The sequence below is a fragment of the Paenibacillus sp. 1001270B_150601_E10 genome, from assembly GCF_015558675.1.
In the GTDB taxonomy this organism is placed as follows: domain Bacteria; phylum Bacillota; class Bacilli; order Paenibacillales; family Paenibacillaceae; genus Paenibacillus_B.
Genome location: NZ_JADMOL010000019.1, coordinates 13,792 through 30,062, shown reverse-complemented (window position 1 = coordinate 30,062; position 16,271 = coordinate 13,792). Strand labels below are relative to the sequence as shown.

Sequence of the window (16,271 nt, the reverse complement as noted above, 5' to 3'; positions counted from 1 at the left end):
GGAATTTTTTTAATGTTTATTCAATGGTTCCTGTTCGAACCAAATTAACCTTCGTTTTGATTTGAATCTTGGCCTTCGGAAACCGATCATGCCACTGTTCTTTAGTCAATCCAGAGTGCCGAATGGAGCTGCGGTATACCTCACCGAACCCAATTGGGTCTGAACGCATTTTTTGAAGCTTGTTAATTAAGGTCTGCAGTTCTTTTTCCATTTGCTTGCATATTTCATTTTCAAGCGTCGTTATAGCTCCAGGTGCTAGAAAGTCATAGTCCTCAGATATTTCCTGCAGCTCGCTCTTTAAGTACACCTTCACTTGAAATTGCAAATCTTTCTCGGACACCAATTCTATGGTGGACAATGTGATCAGATTTCGAATATCGACATGAATCTCATTCGTATTCTTCTCACTGAATTTGATGAACTTCGCCATTCCATCCTTTATCAAATTGAATTGCAGCGTCTGCGGGTTGTGATGGTTGCTTAACATGCTCATATAAGCAGTCTCAATGTTGCTTACTTCACCAACCATCTTATCATTTTGAAAGATAGCAGAACCCTTTAAATTTACAAGTTCTTCCTTTCTTTCTACAATTGGCAAAACGGGGTCAATGCCTGAATCGTAGAATCGCTTTCGAAAATCATGTATGGTGCAAGGCATAATCCACCCTCGATCCAGATTCTGCTCGATCATCTCGCCAATATAGATGCCGATGTTCGGAAAGTGCTTGTACTTGTAATGGAGCAAATCCCGAGTAGCATCGTCACTAACGACAAGATATACCATATCACCAAAGGATGGATCTCGACTCAGAGTATCGGCATTGTTCATAATGCCGTCTTTAGCGAGGGCACGGTCGAACAGGATGCTACGAATCTGACCGCTTACAAGCTGACGGGACACTTCCATATTCATTTTATTTCGTGCTTCCTTGCTTGACTTCGCACTGACGGTGATCACCTGTGAGGTTTCGGTAGCCTGGGGGAGTGCTGACAGAAGCACCGTTGTAATCAGCATTTCGTCATTACTCTTCTTATCAAAGCCGTAGGCCACGCTTATAGATAAATTTTCAAGAATAACCTGACTATTGAAGCATCCGCTCAATATCAAACTGCAGCATAAGAGAAGCAGAAGGCACGGACGGTAACAAGCTTTCATTCATACGCCTCCTTTTTCTCGGTTCGCTTGCGAAAGCGTTTTGTCACAAGCAGCACCAAACCCAATACGAAGGGGTATAGAAAGACGAAAAATAAAGACAGCCTTCCCATCATCGTGCTCAGCGTATGAATTTGTTCTCGATCCTGCCATATCAACGAAGCAAGCAGGATAATCACACAAAGGATTGGCGTTACTTTCCGCTGATTACAGCCAAGTCTCTTTAGTCCTCGTCCAATGATCCAAATGTAGATCATCATTCCAGGAATAACAACAAACATCCAAACAGAAGTTGAGATATACTCCAACCGCTCCAGAAAAGGGAACTTCACAATCTTAAGCATATTGATCGAGCTCCAAATGGATCTTTCGAGCTGTCCCTTACTAAAAAAGATGATGGCAAGAATCATCATAAAGAGATAAATCAAATTGGAGAAAAGAATGCTGTATTGCGTAAATCGATGGGCATTGCATTTGTCCTTTACAAAGGGATAGAAAAAAAGGCAATTTTCAAATCCACTGATGGTTAACCCCATAGCTATCGCTCCAAGCAGAATGTTTGGAATGGGCGTTTCCCCAACAGGAAGCAGATGCGTCCATGTACTATACTTTAAAGGGGAATAATAAAGAGTTAACGTAAAAAAAATGATAATAAAAAAACCGACAGTGCTCATCCCAGCAATGATTCGAATCCCTCCGCTTATGCCGTACCACGTTAAAGCCAACAGCGTCAAAGCCAATATCCACGTAGGAAACAGTGGGAATATCCAAGACTGCAGGAGCTCAATGTAGGTGCGAACAATGACAACTGATATAGCCAAGTAATAAATCATGAACAACATATTCAGGGCGTTGCCAAACCAACGCCCAAACACGTCAATATGGATCTCATACAAATCTGCAGATTCATACTGAGATAAGATGTAGTACATGATCCATACGACGATATGCGCTACAATTCCTGCGACAATGACCGAAATCCAGGAGTCATGATCCGCATAGAGGGCGACGACTCGTTGAAACCCAAATATACCGACGCCAATCTGACCGTTGGTAACCAAGAACAGAAGCATATAAGCTTGAAACATGCTCTTTGGCCGCGGCATCACATTTGCTTTCATACCATACCCTCCTCCATATATAGATCGTATTATTCATCAATGTCTGGTTTTACTGATCGAGTGAATACGCGTTTTTCCTGCGACTGCTTATGCTTCGTGAAACCATTATTAGACGTATGGTACGACTTGGGCGTAATAAGAAAGTCAGTCAAGATGTCCTTCAGCCGTAACGGAAACAGCGGAAAAAGATACGGCTTGCCCAAGCTGGTGAGCTTCATTAAATGAATCGTAAACAGCACCATCACCACGACAATTCCAACAAATCCCCATATGCTTGCTATAATGATCATTGGAAATCGAAACAATCGAATGCTGGAACTCATTAAATAATTCGGTACCGTAAAGGAGCCTAGGGCTGCCAATGCGACGATCATTATCAAAATATTGCTCGTAAATCCAGCTTGAACCGCTGCTTGCCCGATTACGATCCCCCCCACAATACCCATGGTCTGGCCTACCTTTGTCGGAAGTCGAACCCCCGCTTCCCGCACCAATTCCATAATAATTTCAAGAAGAACAGCCTCAATGACTGGCGGAAATGGAACCTTTGATCTGGATTCAATCAGCGGAAGCAGCAATTGTGTCGGGATAACCTCGTAATGAAAAGTTAACGCTGCGACATAGAAAGGAGTAAAGAACAATGAAATAAAGAGCGCAAACAAGCGAAGACTGCGAAGAAAGAGGCCGATTCCCCACCCTGAATAACGATCCTCCACGGAAAAGAACATGTCAGCAAAGGTGCTCGGACAAAGCAATGCTTGAGAGTCCCCATCAAGCAAGATAGCCGTCTTTCCTTCCAGTAAGGCTTGTACGGTTCTATCCGGCTTCTCTGTTAACGTCATAAGAGGAAAGAGCGTCCATTTGTTGTCTTGCAGCATCGTTAATAAGAGAGCGCTGCTGTACATCCCGTCTACCTTGATCTCCTTAATGCGATCACGGACGATTCTGAGATGCTCTTCATCCACTGTATGGTTAATGTAGATCAAGCTGATTCTCGTTCTTGTCTTCTCTCCGATCTGCAGCTCTTCATTTGTTAAATTCGGATCTGTAATATAAGAGCGCACCAGTCCCGTATTAATAGACAGCGACTCCGTAAAGCTGATGCTAGGCCCTAATACATGAGTTTCCACTAATGAAACGTTCGGTTCCCTTGACGGCGGATTGCACACATTACACAGCAAGCCTTCAATCTTCGTGCCGGCTTCGTCTGCTACTGCAATCCAAACCCAACCCCTTAGCATACGAATAACCGTATCCTCAAGATTATCTGCGACCTCGATCTCACCAATAGGCAGATGATCTTTAATCTCTTGCAGTGTCAAGTTCTCCATTCCGTAAGCCAGTGGCTCCAATATGCCTTTCTGAAGCTTGACCATATCTGCTACACCGGATATATAGCTCACAGCAACCCTCGGTCCCAGTTCACGCGTCACACAATCTGCACTATTGTTGAACATAGCCTTCAGTTCGTCTTTGACCTTCTTTGCAAGTGTTGACATTGGCAACCTACACCCCTTCATCCGTTAAGGGGATTATTCCCCAGATCATCCGTTATCATGCGAGCAAATGAACATTTATGCGGCTATAGATAAAGGTCTGACAAGTCGGTACCTATGCTGAACTGAGGGGTCAATCCTAGGCGAGAAGATGGAAGTTTCAACCTCAATCCGTTACAATGGAAGGAGCGATGCTGATGTAGAAAGGGGTTGTTTATGATCTCGAAATCAAAGGTTGTAAAATCCAAGCTATGGGGATTAGCCGCCCTTTTATTCCTGATTGTAGGTGTGCTGCTCATTCTCTATCCGAAATGGAATCAGTATAAGGAGTATCAAAGAGAACTCCAACTGCTCACGGAATGGGACTCTCTATCTACCATGACGACAGCTTCGGCAGAGCAAACTTCCCATACTCCAGCTGATCAGGAGCATAAGTCGGGAACGTTGGCGTTCAAGCCCAAAGTTATAGATGGCCTTCGTGTATATGGCACTATTCATATTGAGAAGATTGATCTGAGGGAACCAATGGTCGAAGGGGCGACTCAAGAGTCGTTAAAGGTAGGAAGCGGGATCGTTGTACCAGAACGAATGCCTGGAGAGATCGGGAATTTCGTTTTGGCGAGTCATCGCAGCCAGTCCTTTGGCAGACATTATAATCGGCTCGATGAGCTGGAGGTTGGAGATACGATTAAGCTTGTATCCATGGACCAAGCCTTCACGTATACGGTTGAATCCAAATTTATCGTGACGCCTGATGATTTGTCGGTGCTGGATCAGAATGAGTCCGAGAAGGAGCTCACGTTGATTACGTGCGAGCCTATTGATACGGCCACGCATCGTCTGATCGTAAAGGCGACGATGCAGGAAACTGATAAGTTATAATGATAGGCTTGAATGAGGAATGGCATTTTGAAGAAGCGGCTCTATTATTTATTGGAGAATGAGTGAAGCTGGATCACATCAACACAAGGGTAATGGCTATGATAATAAAAAAGGTGACAGTTCGTATCCGACATGTGCATGCCAGGGGAACTGTCACTTTTTTGTTCATAGAAAGGGATGATCTAATGGCTAATTCAACGGCAAGCGTTTAGCTTTTTTAGCTCTTAGGTGTGTAGAAGTTTTGCGTGTAATACACATTCATTTTTCCACCGAAGGCTACGCCTACTCCTAACCTAGCAAAGTCTCCTAGAATATTGTCTCGATGCCCCTTAGAATTCATCCAGCTTTCATAGACCAATATCGCGCTAGCTTGTCCAGCCGCAATATTTTCACCCGCTTGCTTATAACCGACGCCGTCTGCTTTCATGCGGTCAAAGGGGGTCTTTCCGTCAGGATTGCGGTGATCAAAGAAGCTTCGTTTAGCCATATCCGCACTATGCTTTCGAGCGGTGCTTGCAATCGTATCATTCCATACGAACGGCTTCTTGCCGTTTTGTGCGCGAGCCGCATTGGTTAGATCAAATACTTGCTGCTCGAAGCTTGAACGCAAGCGTTCACTAGGTTTACCATAGTACCCCAGGAACGATAGCTCTGTATCTTGTGCAATAAGTTGAATGGAAGAGACGGTGTTTTGACGGTGGGTATCGTAGAAGACGGTTGCAAATACGTCTCCGATCTGATGGAGGCTGTAATTCCCTTTACTATTATTGTATTTGTAGACGGTGCGGCCTTTCTTAATCTCGGTAAGTGACGGCCCATAGGCAGCTGCTACTTCTTTTTTCGTAGATCCAGCGTGAATGCCGCTAGCCGATTTCCAATCTCTCGAATTCGTGTAGAGACCCACTACCTTGTTGTCGCTGACGCCTACTTGAAGGTATTGCTTATAGTCTTGATTGTATATATACCATTCAAAACCATATTCGCTAATATCCTTTCGTGCGGGCTCTCCCAATTGCTTGATCAGCTGCTGCTTGTCCATTCCAATAAATACGCCCTGCAGCTTGAATTCCACCGAGGTTGCGTTCTTGATTGTCGATGCTGTAGGTGGAGCAAATCTCGTATGATCCACCAGCGCATGAGCGCTATAGGTTGGCAGCCCTATTCCTATAATAAGTGCTGCACTCACTAATAATGTTACAGGACGAAGCCTGTATCTGCTTTTCCGCATAATCTCCATCTCCCATTCTATAACGGTGTACGCCTAGATGAGATGAACATCAGGGAGCCCAATGATGAAAAAAAGCGCCACCCTAATGGCAGCGCTAATAAAAGCGAAAATAGTCGCAATTAGGGCAACCCGGCTGTCATCGCATACTGTCATGCATTAGACCCGTGGCTTTGCGTCCCCTGCTTTCGCTAGGGTTTGCCATTATCCAAATCTATGAAGTGCTTTAATTCATAGTATCATGATAATCATAAGGTTGTACATATAAAGTAGCGGCAATCGTCAAGAAACATAGCCTTGAACGATTGCCGAACACTTTTTTTACATCTCTTTAGATCCTGACAACACTCTTCTGCGAATAATCCATAGGACAAGTGCAGCCGCCATAAAGAAGAATCCTACGATCGGTGCGATTGATGGTTTTTCCCCCGTTTGCGGAAGCATGCCGTCCGGTTGAGCAGAAGGCTGTTCTTCATCTGTCTCCCCGCCTACATTGGCGTCGCCATCTACAGCTTCGTCATCTGGATTGCCGCCATCCGAGCCTTGATCTTGATCTGGAGCAGTATCATCCCCAGGCTGTTGCTCATCGTCGTCCGGGTCAGTAGGCTGACCTGGCTGTTCCGGATTGGTACCACCGTCTGGATCCGTTGGTTCATCCGGTTCTGTCGGCTTGCCTGGATCAACAGGACCTCCCGGTCCACCTGGCCCCGGACCTTCAGTACCTGGATTCGGTCCTGGACCTGGTCCTGGCGGAGATGCTTTCTCCACCACACCAGCATCGATCATAAGCAGATGCTGACCTTCAGCAAGTGCAATTGCAGCGGACCAGCCATCTAGATCCGCATCGGAATCTAGAACTCGATCTACGCCTTGATTTCGCTTCGTGAAGTCATACTTTTGCTTCTGTTCATTGGACAACACGAACTTGATACGATAATGATTGCTGTCCAATTGATCAAATAGGTAATACCCGGAGCGATACTCGGTTCCCTCTACTTGATGGTCATAGACCTTATTGGTCGCCGTATGATAGTACATCGGCTTGGTCAACGTGGATTTCAACAGATTACCATAAGCATCATACAGCTCTACCGTAATACCATTCAATCCTTCTTCCCCATCGTCTTGAACACCATTGCCGTTCTTATCGATCCATACAAACTTGCCTATTGAGCCCTTAACCGGCTCAGGATCAGGCCCTGGGCCCATGCGCACAATGAACCCAGTATCAAGTGTTAGATTACGAAGCGCTTCAGAGGTAAGTGCAATAGATTCTGACCATCCATTCGCATCCGCATTGGAGTCAAGGACCAGGTTCCCTCCTTGATAAGCTTTTGTGAATGTGTACCCCTCAGGGGCGATAAAACGAACTTTATAAGTACCAGTGTCCAACTGCTCGAATACGTAGTAGCCTGGTTTGTATACATAATCCGTTACAGTTGGGTCATAGACCGAACCTGTGACGGTAGGATCATATACGGAATTGGTAACCGAGCTGTAGTATACCGAATGCGTAACGGTGGTTGCCAGCTTTTCATTATGCTGGTTATAAAGCTCCACAACGACGCCATTCAGCCCCGCTTCATGGCCATCTTGAATGCCGTCTCCGTTCGTATCCAGCCATACATATTTGCCGATAGCCCCTTTGCCTAATATAGGCGGAGTATCCTGCTTGATTACCCCTGCATCGACATCATGATGCTTCTCCCCTTCACGAAGAGCGATGACACCTGTCCGTCCTTCCGCATTAGGCTTTGAGTTTTTTGCAGGATCCGTAATGACATTCTGCGGAGTAAAGCCATCATACTCACCTGGCAGGTGGAATCGAACGTAATATTCATCCGCATCCAAGCCGCTAAATAAATAGTAGCCAGGCTTGCCGTCGTGGCTGTCCCCAGTTACCGTGCTTTGCAGCAGCTTGCTATCGCTCGCGCGGTACAAATCGACTCGAACACCATTGATCCCGTGCTCCACGTCTTCGTCCTGAATGCCATTGCGGTTTTGATCAAACCAGACATAATCCCCAAGCTCAGCCTTTGGATTCTCTTTGACCTTGATCCCCACCTTAAGCGGCTCAGCAGGAAGCATCGGAACGTTGCTGATCACAGAGGTCGCGGTATAGCCGAAGGAATTCCACGCAATCTGATCGTCTCCAGTCGGTGTTCCCACAGGAGCCCGCATCGTCCAGATCAGTTCCTTCGATTGACCAGGCGATAAGACGACATCACTTGTAAACGCGAACTTCAAAGCACGCACTCGTGTAATATCCTGCGGAGGCTCGCTCGTCCAGTTCCCCTCTGTCATGGTGACATGCTCATCTGTGCTATAGGACACGCTCACTCCGCTAGGAGTTGTTATTGGTGCGGTTAGAATCGGACTCCACTTGCTTCCTCTTGGCGAAGGATCGATAACCCCCTTATCACCACCCCTCGGAAGTACATCGACAATCACGATATCCTTCATGCCGATAGAGCCCTTGTTTGTAACCGCAAGCTTGTATTGGATCTCTCCTCCCGGCGTTACATTGCCGGTATCTGGATACCTCGACCATTGCCCGTTATCTAGATCACCTTGAACCCATTTTTCCGATACAAGACTATCCATGCCATTGACATAAATGTCGGCATTGTTGTACACATACCACTTGCCTTCTTTGTAGCGTTGGTTTTTAAAGTTCGTAAGACCATTTAAGTATTGGTGATCCTTAGACGTTACTTCAACCTCATTCGTAATCTTTCCTGTCTTTGCATTTGGAAGCACCTTTGCTTCAAAGGTAATGGAAAGCGTCTCTTTTGGCTGCAACGTCAGTTGATTGCTGCTATCTGTCCCCCATGACCAGATGAGCTGCGTTTTTCCCTCTGTATCCTCCTTTGTAAAAACAGGAGCTGGCGCTTTTTCGCCATTTGAGAGACGAACTGTCACACTTTCAGGCGCAAATTCCAAATCCTTCGGCAGCCAATCGGTAACGATTGGATTCTGGAATGGGACATTGGTCAAACCTGAATTGCTAACATCAAGCTTGTACGTAACCGTACCGCCTGGTGAAGTTGTACTGCCCGATACAACCCGCTTATCCACTTCAAGCAATGGACGATCTTGAACAACAAGCACCTTGACGCCAGTCAAACGATCATGCTTATTCCCTGCGAGTTCATAATGTAAAGCCGCATAATTGATCGTTTGCTTCCATGGCTTAGCAATGGTGATAACCTCTTCATTGGTTGGCAACCCATTGCGCTCGTCTAGACTTTCAAACTTTTCATCCGGATACTTCTCTTCCAATTTTGGAAACTTTCCATAGACATAGTCATCGTCTTTCACTGCTTCATAGGAATCCAAACGATAACGCAGCTCCAAAGCAGCGTGCTGACTGAAATCGACGGGTACGTCCCCTAAAACAAGACGAACGCCTTTAATCGGTTCCGAGATCTCAGCAGCTTGAACTTGAGTACCTGTGGAGAATGGAAGGGTCTTCCACAGCTTCCAATCCGCATCTCCATTAGGAGTATCCGTGGAGGTGTACTCCAGGTTGTAGCTTTGGATATCCGTTCCCGAGAAGGAAGGAATCTTGATGGATCGCAAGGTCAAGCCCTTCGGCGTCATATCCGTCACCACGACATCATCCAGTTGGACATTTGCCGCATTGCTCAATCCGCCAATATAGAAGGATGCTTCCTGTCCTTGTGACAGTTCCTTCTCCTCGCCGTTCCACATCTGCTTATACATCCAGATGCCACCGGACGGCTCTTCGATAAAGGCGTGCTTTGTATCATCTTCTAAAGAAACTGTCTCTTCCGAGCCTAGCGGTTGATAAGAAGCTTCTGCTTTGTTAATAACCTCTTTCGTTTTCCCATTTGCTAGAACGACATTTTCCTTTGGGTACGTTACCGTAACCAGGATGCTCTTCGAACGTTCTGATATTTTGTCTTTATTCAAGTCTTTCGCATCAATATTCCAGGTCAACGTCTGACCGGATATCGAGCTAGGAGCTGGAACCGCCTCCTTAAATACAGCTTCTGCCGGCAGAATATCCGTGATTACAACCTGATCAATATGGAGATTCCCGTAGTTGTCAGCAGGATTCTTCGCATCTTGCAGTGTAATCTTGTAAACCACATTGGTGCCTGGCTGCGGCTTCACACCCTCTACAGGAACAACTCTGCTTTTTTCCAACTTCCACTCAGCTGACGCGTTGCCTGTCACCGTCACGGTGTTGGACTCGACCTTCAGACTGCCATTCTCCTGCTTGAAGATTGCAGCTGTCGATCCTTTGGTTCCATCAGGCGTTATATCGTTCAAATAATGAGCAGTTACCTGCAGTCTGCCTGTTACACCAGACTCAGTTGGATCCTTGAACGTAAAGGTAACGACGTCGATATCGCCTACCTGTTCATGCTTGCTCACAACATGCTCTGAATTTTTGGCCTGTTCAAACACAACGCCCTTTGGCAAAGGCAGTTCAATCGTTGCGCCAGTAAAATTCTCTGTTGTGCTGGATAGACTGTAATCGATCGTATAAACTAACGTTTGGCCTGTAAGTACGGTATCAGCACTGCTGCTTAATCGAAGTTGAATTCCACGAGCATCCTCGTTCGAAGCTTCCGCTTGTGCGGTAGCAGGCACGAGTATAGTATTCAGAACGAGCAGCAGCGCCCAAATCGATATTTGCGCCCTTTTTAACACACTTCTCAATAACTCCGTTCTCCTTTCCTATTATCGTTATCCGTCATCACCTGGGAATATCGCCCAATCCGACAACGTCCTCACCATACTAATCCATGCTTCTAAATAAATTCTGAAATGGTGATAGCGTAAAAAGGAAAACTGGGATGCTGTTTTGAGAATATGTTCAGACCGTTATGGTTTATTGTTGATATGAAGGTTTGTTATGTATGTTGATTATGAGGTAAAATAATGGAAAACGAGTAAAATACTCGTTATGCTTTCTAAATAATGTTCTATGCTTATATTCGATCTATATAAAGCTTGGTAAAAAGGAGGGGCATCGGAAGATGCGGCTAAATGCCATGCTTGTAGATGATGAACGACTTGCATTGGATAAAATGGAGCGTTTATTACGAAAACAATCGTATCCTGACTTATTTTTTGATCATATTGAAAGCTGCGATCACCCACTGGCAGCGATCGACATTGCGAAACATGCTTCTTTTCATGTTGCTTTTTTAGATATCGAGATGCCGGAAATGAACGGATTTGTGCTTGCTGAACGCCTGCTTCAGCTGCAGCCGCATATCCATATTGTGTTTCTAACCGCTTATCAGGAATATGCAGTGAAGGCGTTCGAGCTGAATGCGCTTGATTATTTGCTGAAGCCCGTCCATCCTCAACGGTTGCATTCAACCTTGCAGCGAATCCATCGCTTCTTGTTCCTGCAGGCGAAGGCGGAAGCCTCTACCTCCACACTGTGCTGCCTGCAAAGCTTGCATTATAGCGACGCTCACGGTAACATTCAACACTTCCCTTGGAAGACGTTAAAAGCACAGGAACTGCTCGCATACCTAATCTACTATCGCGAGAAAACGGTCCACAAGCAAACACTCATGGACTTGCTCTGGCCTCATGTGGATAATCAGCGCGCAACGGCTCAGCTGCATACGGCCATCTATCAGATTCGTAAAATGATCAAGATGGCGGGTCTTGACCTTGAAATTAAATATAAAGACGAGGGGTATCGAATCGTATGGGGCTCGTTAAAGCTGGATGTGGAGGAGTGGGAGCGTTCGGTAAAAGAAGCTCCGCCTATCGCTTTAGATACGTTGAAGCTCCATTTGACCCTTATGGAAGCTTACACAGGAGATTTATTTGAGGAACACCGCTTCTTCTGGTCAGAATATGAACGAGATCGTATCCGCATGATATGGCTTAAGCATGTCGACGCTATTGCGCGTTACTATCTGTCACAATTCCAATATACCGAGGCCATCCTCCTCTACCGCAAGATTATCGAGAAGTTCCCCTTGCGAGAGGAAGGATACTTTATGCTGATGAACATTCATGCGAGCCTTCAGCAGCCGGCCGAGGTAAGAAAGCAATTTCAGCTCCTTAAGAACATGTGCCAAAAAGAATACGACGCCCTGCCTAGCGAGGATGTAATGGAATGGTATGAAAATTGGGCAAAGAGCATGTCGACAAAATAATAGCTATCAAAAACAAAACAGGCCTGCTTATCTCTGAGCAGGCTTGTTCGCCATAAAATGATGCAGCCTATCATCTTAAGGCAACGCGACTGGTGATTCCCATAGTCTCTCGACGTGGAGCAGCTTGCCCTGTTCGAAGGCTAATCGGTAGATATCCGGCTTCGACGTGCTCATCCAGAAATCGTAGTCGTATTGCTGATCATAATAGCTCATGATGATTGTCATGATATTGCCATGTGTACCTAGCGCAACATTTTTCCCTTTATACTGCTCTAAGATCTGTTCGATCACCGGGATCGCTCGCTGCTGCACGGCTCTAGTCGTTTCCCCGCCGTCTAGCGCGTAGTCCCAATCCGTGAAGGAGCGCTCAATAGCGACGAGAAGCTCCTCCCAAGGCGCTTTGTAATCGAGCCCCTTGATCGGTCGCTCTCTAAGCGATTCGAGCTCAAGGACAGACAACCCCCTCTGATCAGCGAGAGCTTGTACCGTCTGGATAGCTCTCGCATAATTGCTGGATATAACAGCAGCCAACTCTACATCCTTGAGCAGTTCTGCTGCATGTTTAGCCATCATAAAGCCCTCTTCGGACAATCCTCTAGTCTGTTCTTCGCCAAACACGAATGGCGATTCTGCATGCCTCACCATGTAAATGTTCGTGATCATTCCTCATTCCCCCATTTCATAAAACCTTCACTTACAAGGCCACGGCATTTGCAAAGCGATGCATCCCGAAATCCTTGATCGAAGAATTCAGGATTGCCTCTTTTAAGGGATACAAATTCGGCGTAAAGCGAACTTCAATATTCATGCCCATAAGCTGTTCTAAGGCATTCGTGAGCATCGTCTTTCCGATAGGTGCTACGGTATGCTCTGATATATAATAGCCGGCATAAGCATCAAACAGCGAAAATGTATCCGCTGGCAATTCGTACATATACAGCGGTGTGCTCATGATGCGCTGGTACCAGCCTGTTTCTACTGTTACGACGATGCTTGCAGAGGTCTGTCCGAAAAAGCGCGCCTCGTCTTCATCTATTATTCCGTCATGCCTGGTATAGACGATGCGCGGACAATCCCTTGGAAAGTAAAAGGTAAATGCATGCTCTTCATCTATCGCCCATACAACCGGAGGCATGTCCTTCCGGTTCTCCTTCACCCGCGGCTCAAAAATGGCAATATCGCTTTCTTCACTAAAATGAAACAATCTCATCCTCTTCCTCCTCTTATTCATGACTCAAGCTTTGCTGAGCTAGATGGGCCGCGCGATATTCCGTCGGCGTCGCCTGATGCTTCTTGCGGAACACTTGCGTAAAATGCTTTACATCCTGGTAGCCGATCCGCTCAGCGATGTCTGCAAGCTTAAGCGGAGTGTTCAAGAGCAGCAGCTTTGCCTGCTCCATTCGAAGCTGGATCATATACTCCTTGAAGCCATAGCCGACCTTCTGCTTAAACAGCTGGCTAAAATAAGCAGGATTTAAGTATACAATAGCTGCTGCTTTTTCCAAGGATAAATCCGTATGATAGTTCGCTTTCATATATTGAACAGCAACCTCAATGATAGACTGTCCGCCCGTCTCCTGATCATGAATATGAATTAATGCCTCCTGGCGCATGCGGGCTACCTCTCTTGGCACCTCGTGAAAGCTCTGCATGACTTCACTGACCATTACCTGAAACGGAACCTTAAGCACCTTGTTCAGCTCGATGCGAAGTAACTCCACCATTGCTCGAATCATACGATCTTCTCGCAGCGTTATAAGACCAACTAGACTTTTTTCATCCAAGCTTGTCGTGAATCCCTTTCCTTCCCGCTCAATGCATTCGCCAAGCACATTCTCGATCATAAAATGCTCCAGCTGAACACTGCGATTACTGTCCATCTTCACCATAATAAGTCGGAAGGTAGGGTGGTGCTTCATCCAGGCTGTGAGATCCATCCGTCCTAGATCCAGTCCTGAGGCAAGCCGCTGGAAGACGGCTTCCCGAACATATTTCAGCTGCTGCTTGAACTGATTTCTCTCCTTCGCCTGCTCATTCTCATGCTCAATCTCCGCAATCAGCTTCTCCATCGTCTGAATCAGCCGTTCTTTGCCAATCGGCTTCAGCATATAGTCTTTGGCTCCAAGTCGAACCGCTTCCTGCGCATAGGTAAATTCCGAATATGCCGAGATTACGACCCACTTCACCTGAGGATGGCGATGTCTTGACAGCTGCATCAGCTCCAGGCCCGTCATCCCAGGCATGAGAACATCCGTCAGCACAATATCCATCGGGCGGCTGCGCAGCATCCGAGCCGCTTCCTCCGGACCATTGGCAAGCGACACCTGCATACTCGGAAACGTACGCTGAATCGTGCGCTTAATGCCTTCTCTGATTACATCCTCATCATCCACAATCAGAAGATTCATCGGGCTCTTCTCCCTTCAATGGAAGTGGAAGAACGATCGTTACGGTCGTTCCTTCGCCTTGCTTGCTATCCAGATGCAGCCCATACTGTGTGCCGAACATAAAGGCAAGTCGCTGATCGACGTTTCTCAACCCAATCCCTTTCCTTGCAGCAGCACGGTGAGCCCATACAGCACTCCCTTCATGCTGGAATAATCCGTCTCGCGCCGCTTGAAGCGTGCTTTCATCCATCCCAAGTCCATCATCTTGAATGATGATATGGAGCTGATTGCCTCGTTCCTTCGCATAAACATGCAGATGCCCTGGTCGATGAAGAGGCTCCAGCCCATACTTAACGGCATTTTCGATTAAAGGCTGAATGGTCATCTTCGGCAGACGAATATCCAGCCAATGCTCTTCAACCTCAATGATCGCCTGCACTCTCCCTGCAAGGCGATTCTCAATAATCGTCAGGTAATGCTGAATTTGCTCAAGCTCCTGACGAAGCGTCGTCTGACTCGCCGCTTCCCAATCACTGCTGTAGCGGAACATATGCGACAATGCGAGAATGACACGGCTAAGCCGTTCATTCCCCTTTTCATCCAACATCCAATAAATCATATCCAGCGTGTTGTATAAAAAATGAGGATTGATCTGCGACTGCAGCGCTTGCAGCTGAGCATTTTTCTCGCTCACCGAAGATGCCTTAATCCGTTCAATAAGCTCATCCATTCGCTCCACCATTCGATTGAAGGAGGAGACGAGCTGATTGACTTCCTCGAAGGAATTGACCTGAACGCGTCCGTTAAAGTTCCCCTGTTCAACCTGCTTCATCTGGCGAATAAGCAGCTTAAAGGGAGATGCAAATGTTCGGGATACAAGGGAAGCCAGCATGGCCGATAACAGAATCAGTAGCGGCACCACCGTGAACAGCTCTTGTCTCGTCTGCTTCAGCTCCGCACTGATGTCGCTCACTGGCGTCATCCCATAAATGGTCCAATCCGCCATAGAGGTTCCGGATGCCACGATCAGTTGATCGCGGTGATCCTCGACGACCACCTCTTGCGACGAGGTCGGCTTCGGCAGTGCATCTACATCCAGCTGCATGGTGTCCTCTGGATGCGTAGCTGCAATAACACGCTGAGCCTGACCGATAATGTACGCCCTGCTTCGCGGGCTAAGGCTGACATTCGATAGCGCCTTCTGAATCGGAGCCGGGTCCGTCTCAATGACCATAATCCCAATTGATTTGTGATTCGTCAGATCAAACAGCTGCCTGCCGAATACAAACACCGTTCCGTTCTGCATCGTATTGACAGGTGAGCGGTCATACAAGCCGAGCCATACCATATTGCCAGAGGAGGACTGCAGCGCTTGATACCAATCCGCCTGCTTGTAATTCACATCCACGACGCCACCAAACTGCTTTTCGTAGCTGTATACCTTTCCTTGATGGGTAATGATATGAATGCCCACGATCTCCTTTCTCGAAAAATAAGCAGCTCCAATGATGTTCGTGATGGAACGCTCATTCTGTACCTCCACCGCCGGATTGCTAGCCTTCTCTTGAAGCAATCGGATCAGCTCATAATTGCTGTTGAGCGATTTGGTAACGCTGTCATAACCTTCGAGCAAAAGGTTGAAGAGGCCTGACGTCTGGCGAATATTTTTCTCCGCAAGCTCGCTTACCTTCGAATGGACAATATCCAATGTGCGTGTATAGTGGAGAATGCTGACGAGGATCAGAATGCCTATCATCCCTCCAAGAAACAATAAAAAAAGACGGCTGTGAATGGATCGAAATCCCCGTGTCAAAGCTGTCCCTCCCCTGGCACATCGGCATTTTCTTCC

Annotated in this window: 11 protein-coding genes and 1 riboswitch; of the genes, 2 read left to right on the top strand and 9 right to left on the bottom strand. The window is 46.7% G+C overall.

Features of this window, described 5'->3' with window-relative positions; all coding sequences use genetic code 11:
- Window positions 1-16: 16 nt before the first annotated feature.
- Genes I2H74_RS23120 through I2H74_RS23110 form a run of 3 tightly spaced genes read right to left on the bottom strand, consistent with a single transcriptional unit; the run spans window position 17 to window position 3,773 of the window.
- Complete coding sequence (locus tag I2H74_RS23120; RefSeq protein ID WP_195576610.1) at window positions 17-1,156, bottom strand: Ger(x)C family spore germination protein; 1,140 nt, start codon at window positions 1,154-1,156, stop codon at window positions 17-19.
- On the bottom strand, window positions 1,153-2,274 hold the full coding sequence (locus I2H74_RS23115) for a GerAB/ArcD/ProY family transporter (RefSeq protein WP_195576609.1): 1,122 nt from the start codon (window positions 2,272-2,274) through the stop codon (window positions 1,153-1,155). The genes I2H74_RS23120 and I2H74_RS23115 overlap by 4 nt, the downstream gene beginning before the upstream one ends.
- A gap of 29 nt (window positions 2,275-2,303) precedes the next feature.
- Entirely contained in the window at window positions 2,304-3,773 is a 1,470-nt protein-coding gene (locus I2H74_RS23110; protein ID WP_195576608.1) for a spore germination protein, read from the bottom strand.
- Between the two features lie 213 nt (window positions 3,774-3,986).
- Here I2H74_RS23110 and I2H74_RS23105 point away from each other — a divergent pair, with 213 nt between their 5' ends.
- Window positions 3,987-4,652 (top strand): class D sortase, encoded by a 666-nt coding sequence (locus I2H74_RS23105; RefSeq protein ID WP_229506145.1) that lies wholly within the window; start codon window positions 3,987-3,989, stop codon window positions 4,650-4,652.
- A 217-nt stretch (window positions 4,653-4,869) separates the two neighbouring features.
- Here the strand turns inward: I2H74_RS23105 and I2H74_RS23100 are convergent, their stop codons facing one another.
- Both I2H74_RS23100 and I2H74_RS23095 read right to left on the bottom strand, forming a co-directional pair.
- Complete coding sequence (locus I2H74_RS23100; protein WP_229506144.1) at window positions 4,870-5,880, bottom strand: CAP domain-containing protein; 1,011 nt, start codon at window positions 5,878-5,880, stop codon at window positions 4,870-4,872.
- A gap of 120 nt (window positions 5,881-6,000) precedes the next feature.
- Window positions 6,001-6,090, bottom strand: a riboswitch (cyclic di-GMP riboswitch).
- A gap of 108 nt (window positions 6,091-6,198) precedes the next feature.
- Window positions 6,199-10,560, bottom strand: a complete 4,362-nt coding sequence (locus I2H74_RS23095) for an SdrD B-like domain-containing protein (RefSeq protein WP_324254146.1) — start codon at window positions 10,558-10,560, stop codon at window positions 6,199-6,201.
- Between the two features lie 329 nt (window positions 10,561-10,889).
- Here I2H74_RS23095 and I2H74_RS23090 point away from each other — a divergent pair, with 329 nt between their 5' ends.
- Complete coding sequence (locus I2H74_RS23090; RefSeq protein ID WP_195576604.1) at window positions 10,890-12,035, top strand: response regulator; 1,146 nt, start codon at window positions 10,890-10,892, stop codon at window positions 12,033-12,035.
- A 75-nt stretch (window positions 12,036-12,110) separates the two neighbouring features.
- On the opposite strand, the gene I2H74_RS23085 is transcribed toward I2H74_RS23090, so the two are convergent.
- Genes I2H74_RS23085 through I2H74_RS23070 form a run of 4 tightly spaced genes read right to left on the bottom strand, consistent with a single transcriptional unit; the run spans window position 12,111 to window position 16,235 of the window.
- Window positions 12,111-12,698, bottom strand: coding sequence for a histidine phosphatase family protein (locus I2H74_RS23085; protein WP_195576603.1), 588 nt, complete (start codon window positions 12,696-12,698; stop codon window positions 12,111-12,113).
- Window positions 12,699-12,729: 31 nt separating this feature from the next.
- On the bottom strand, window positions 12,730-13,245 hold the full coding sequence (locus I2H74_RS23080) for a DUF6886 family protein (RefSeq protein WP_195576602.1): 516 nt from the start codon (window positions 13,243-13,245) through the stop codon (window positions 12,730-12,732).
- 13 nt (window positions 13,246-13,258) lie between these two features.
- Window positions 13,259-14,443 carry a response regulator transcription factor gene (locus I2H74_RS23075; protein ID WP_195576601.1) on the bottom strand — a complete coding sequence of 395 codons (1,185 nt, stop codon included), beginning with the start codon at window positions 14,441-14,443 and terminating at the stop codon, window positions 13,259-13,261.
- Complete coding sequence (locus I2H74_RS23070) at window positions 14,421-16,235, bottom strand: sensor histidine kinase (protein WP_195576600.1); 1,815 nt, start codon at window positions 16,233-16,235, stop codon at window positions 14,421-14,423. Before I2H74_RS23070 ends, I2H74_RS23075 begins: the two co-directional genes overlap by 23 nt.
- Between the last annotated feature and the right edge of the window lie 36 nt (window positions 16,236-16,271).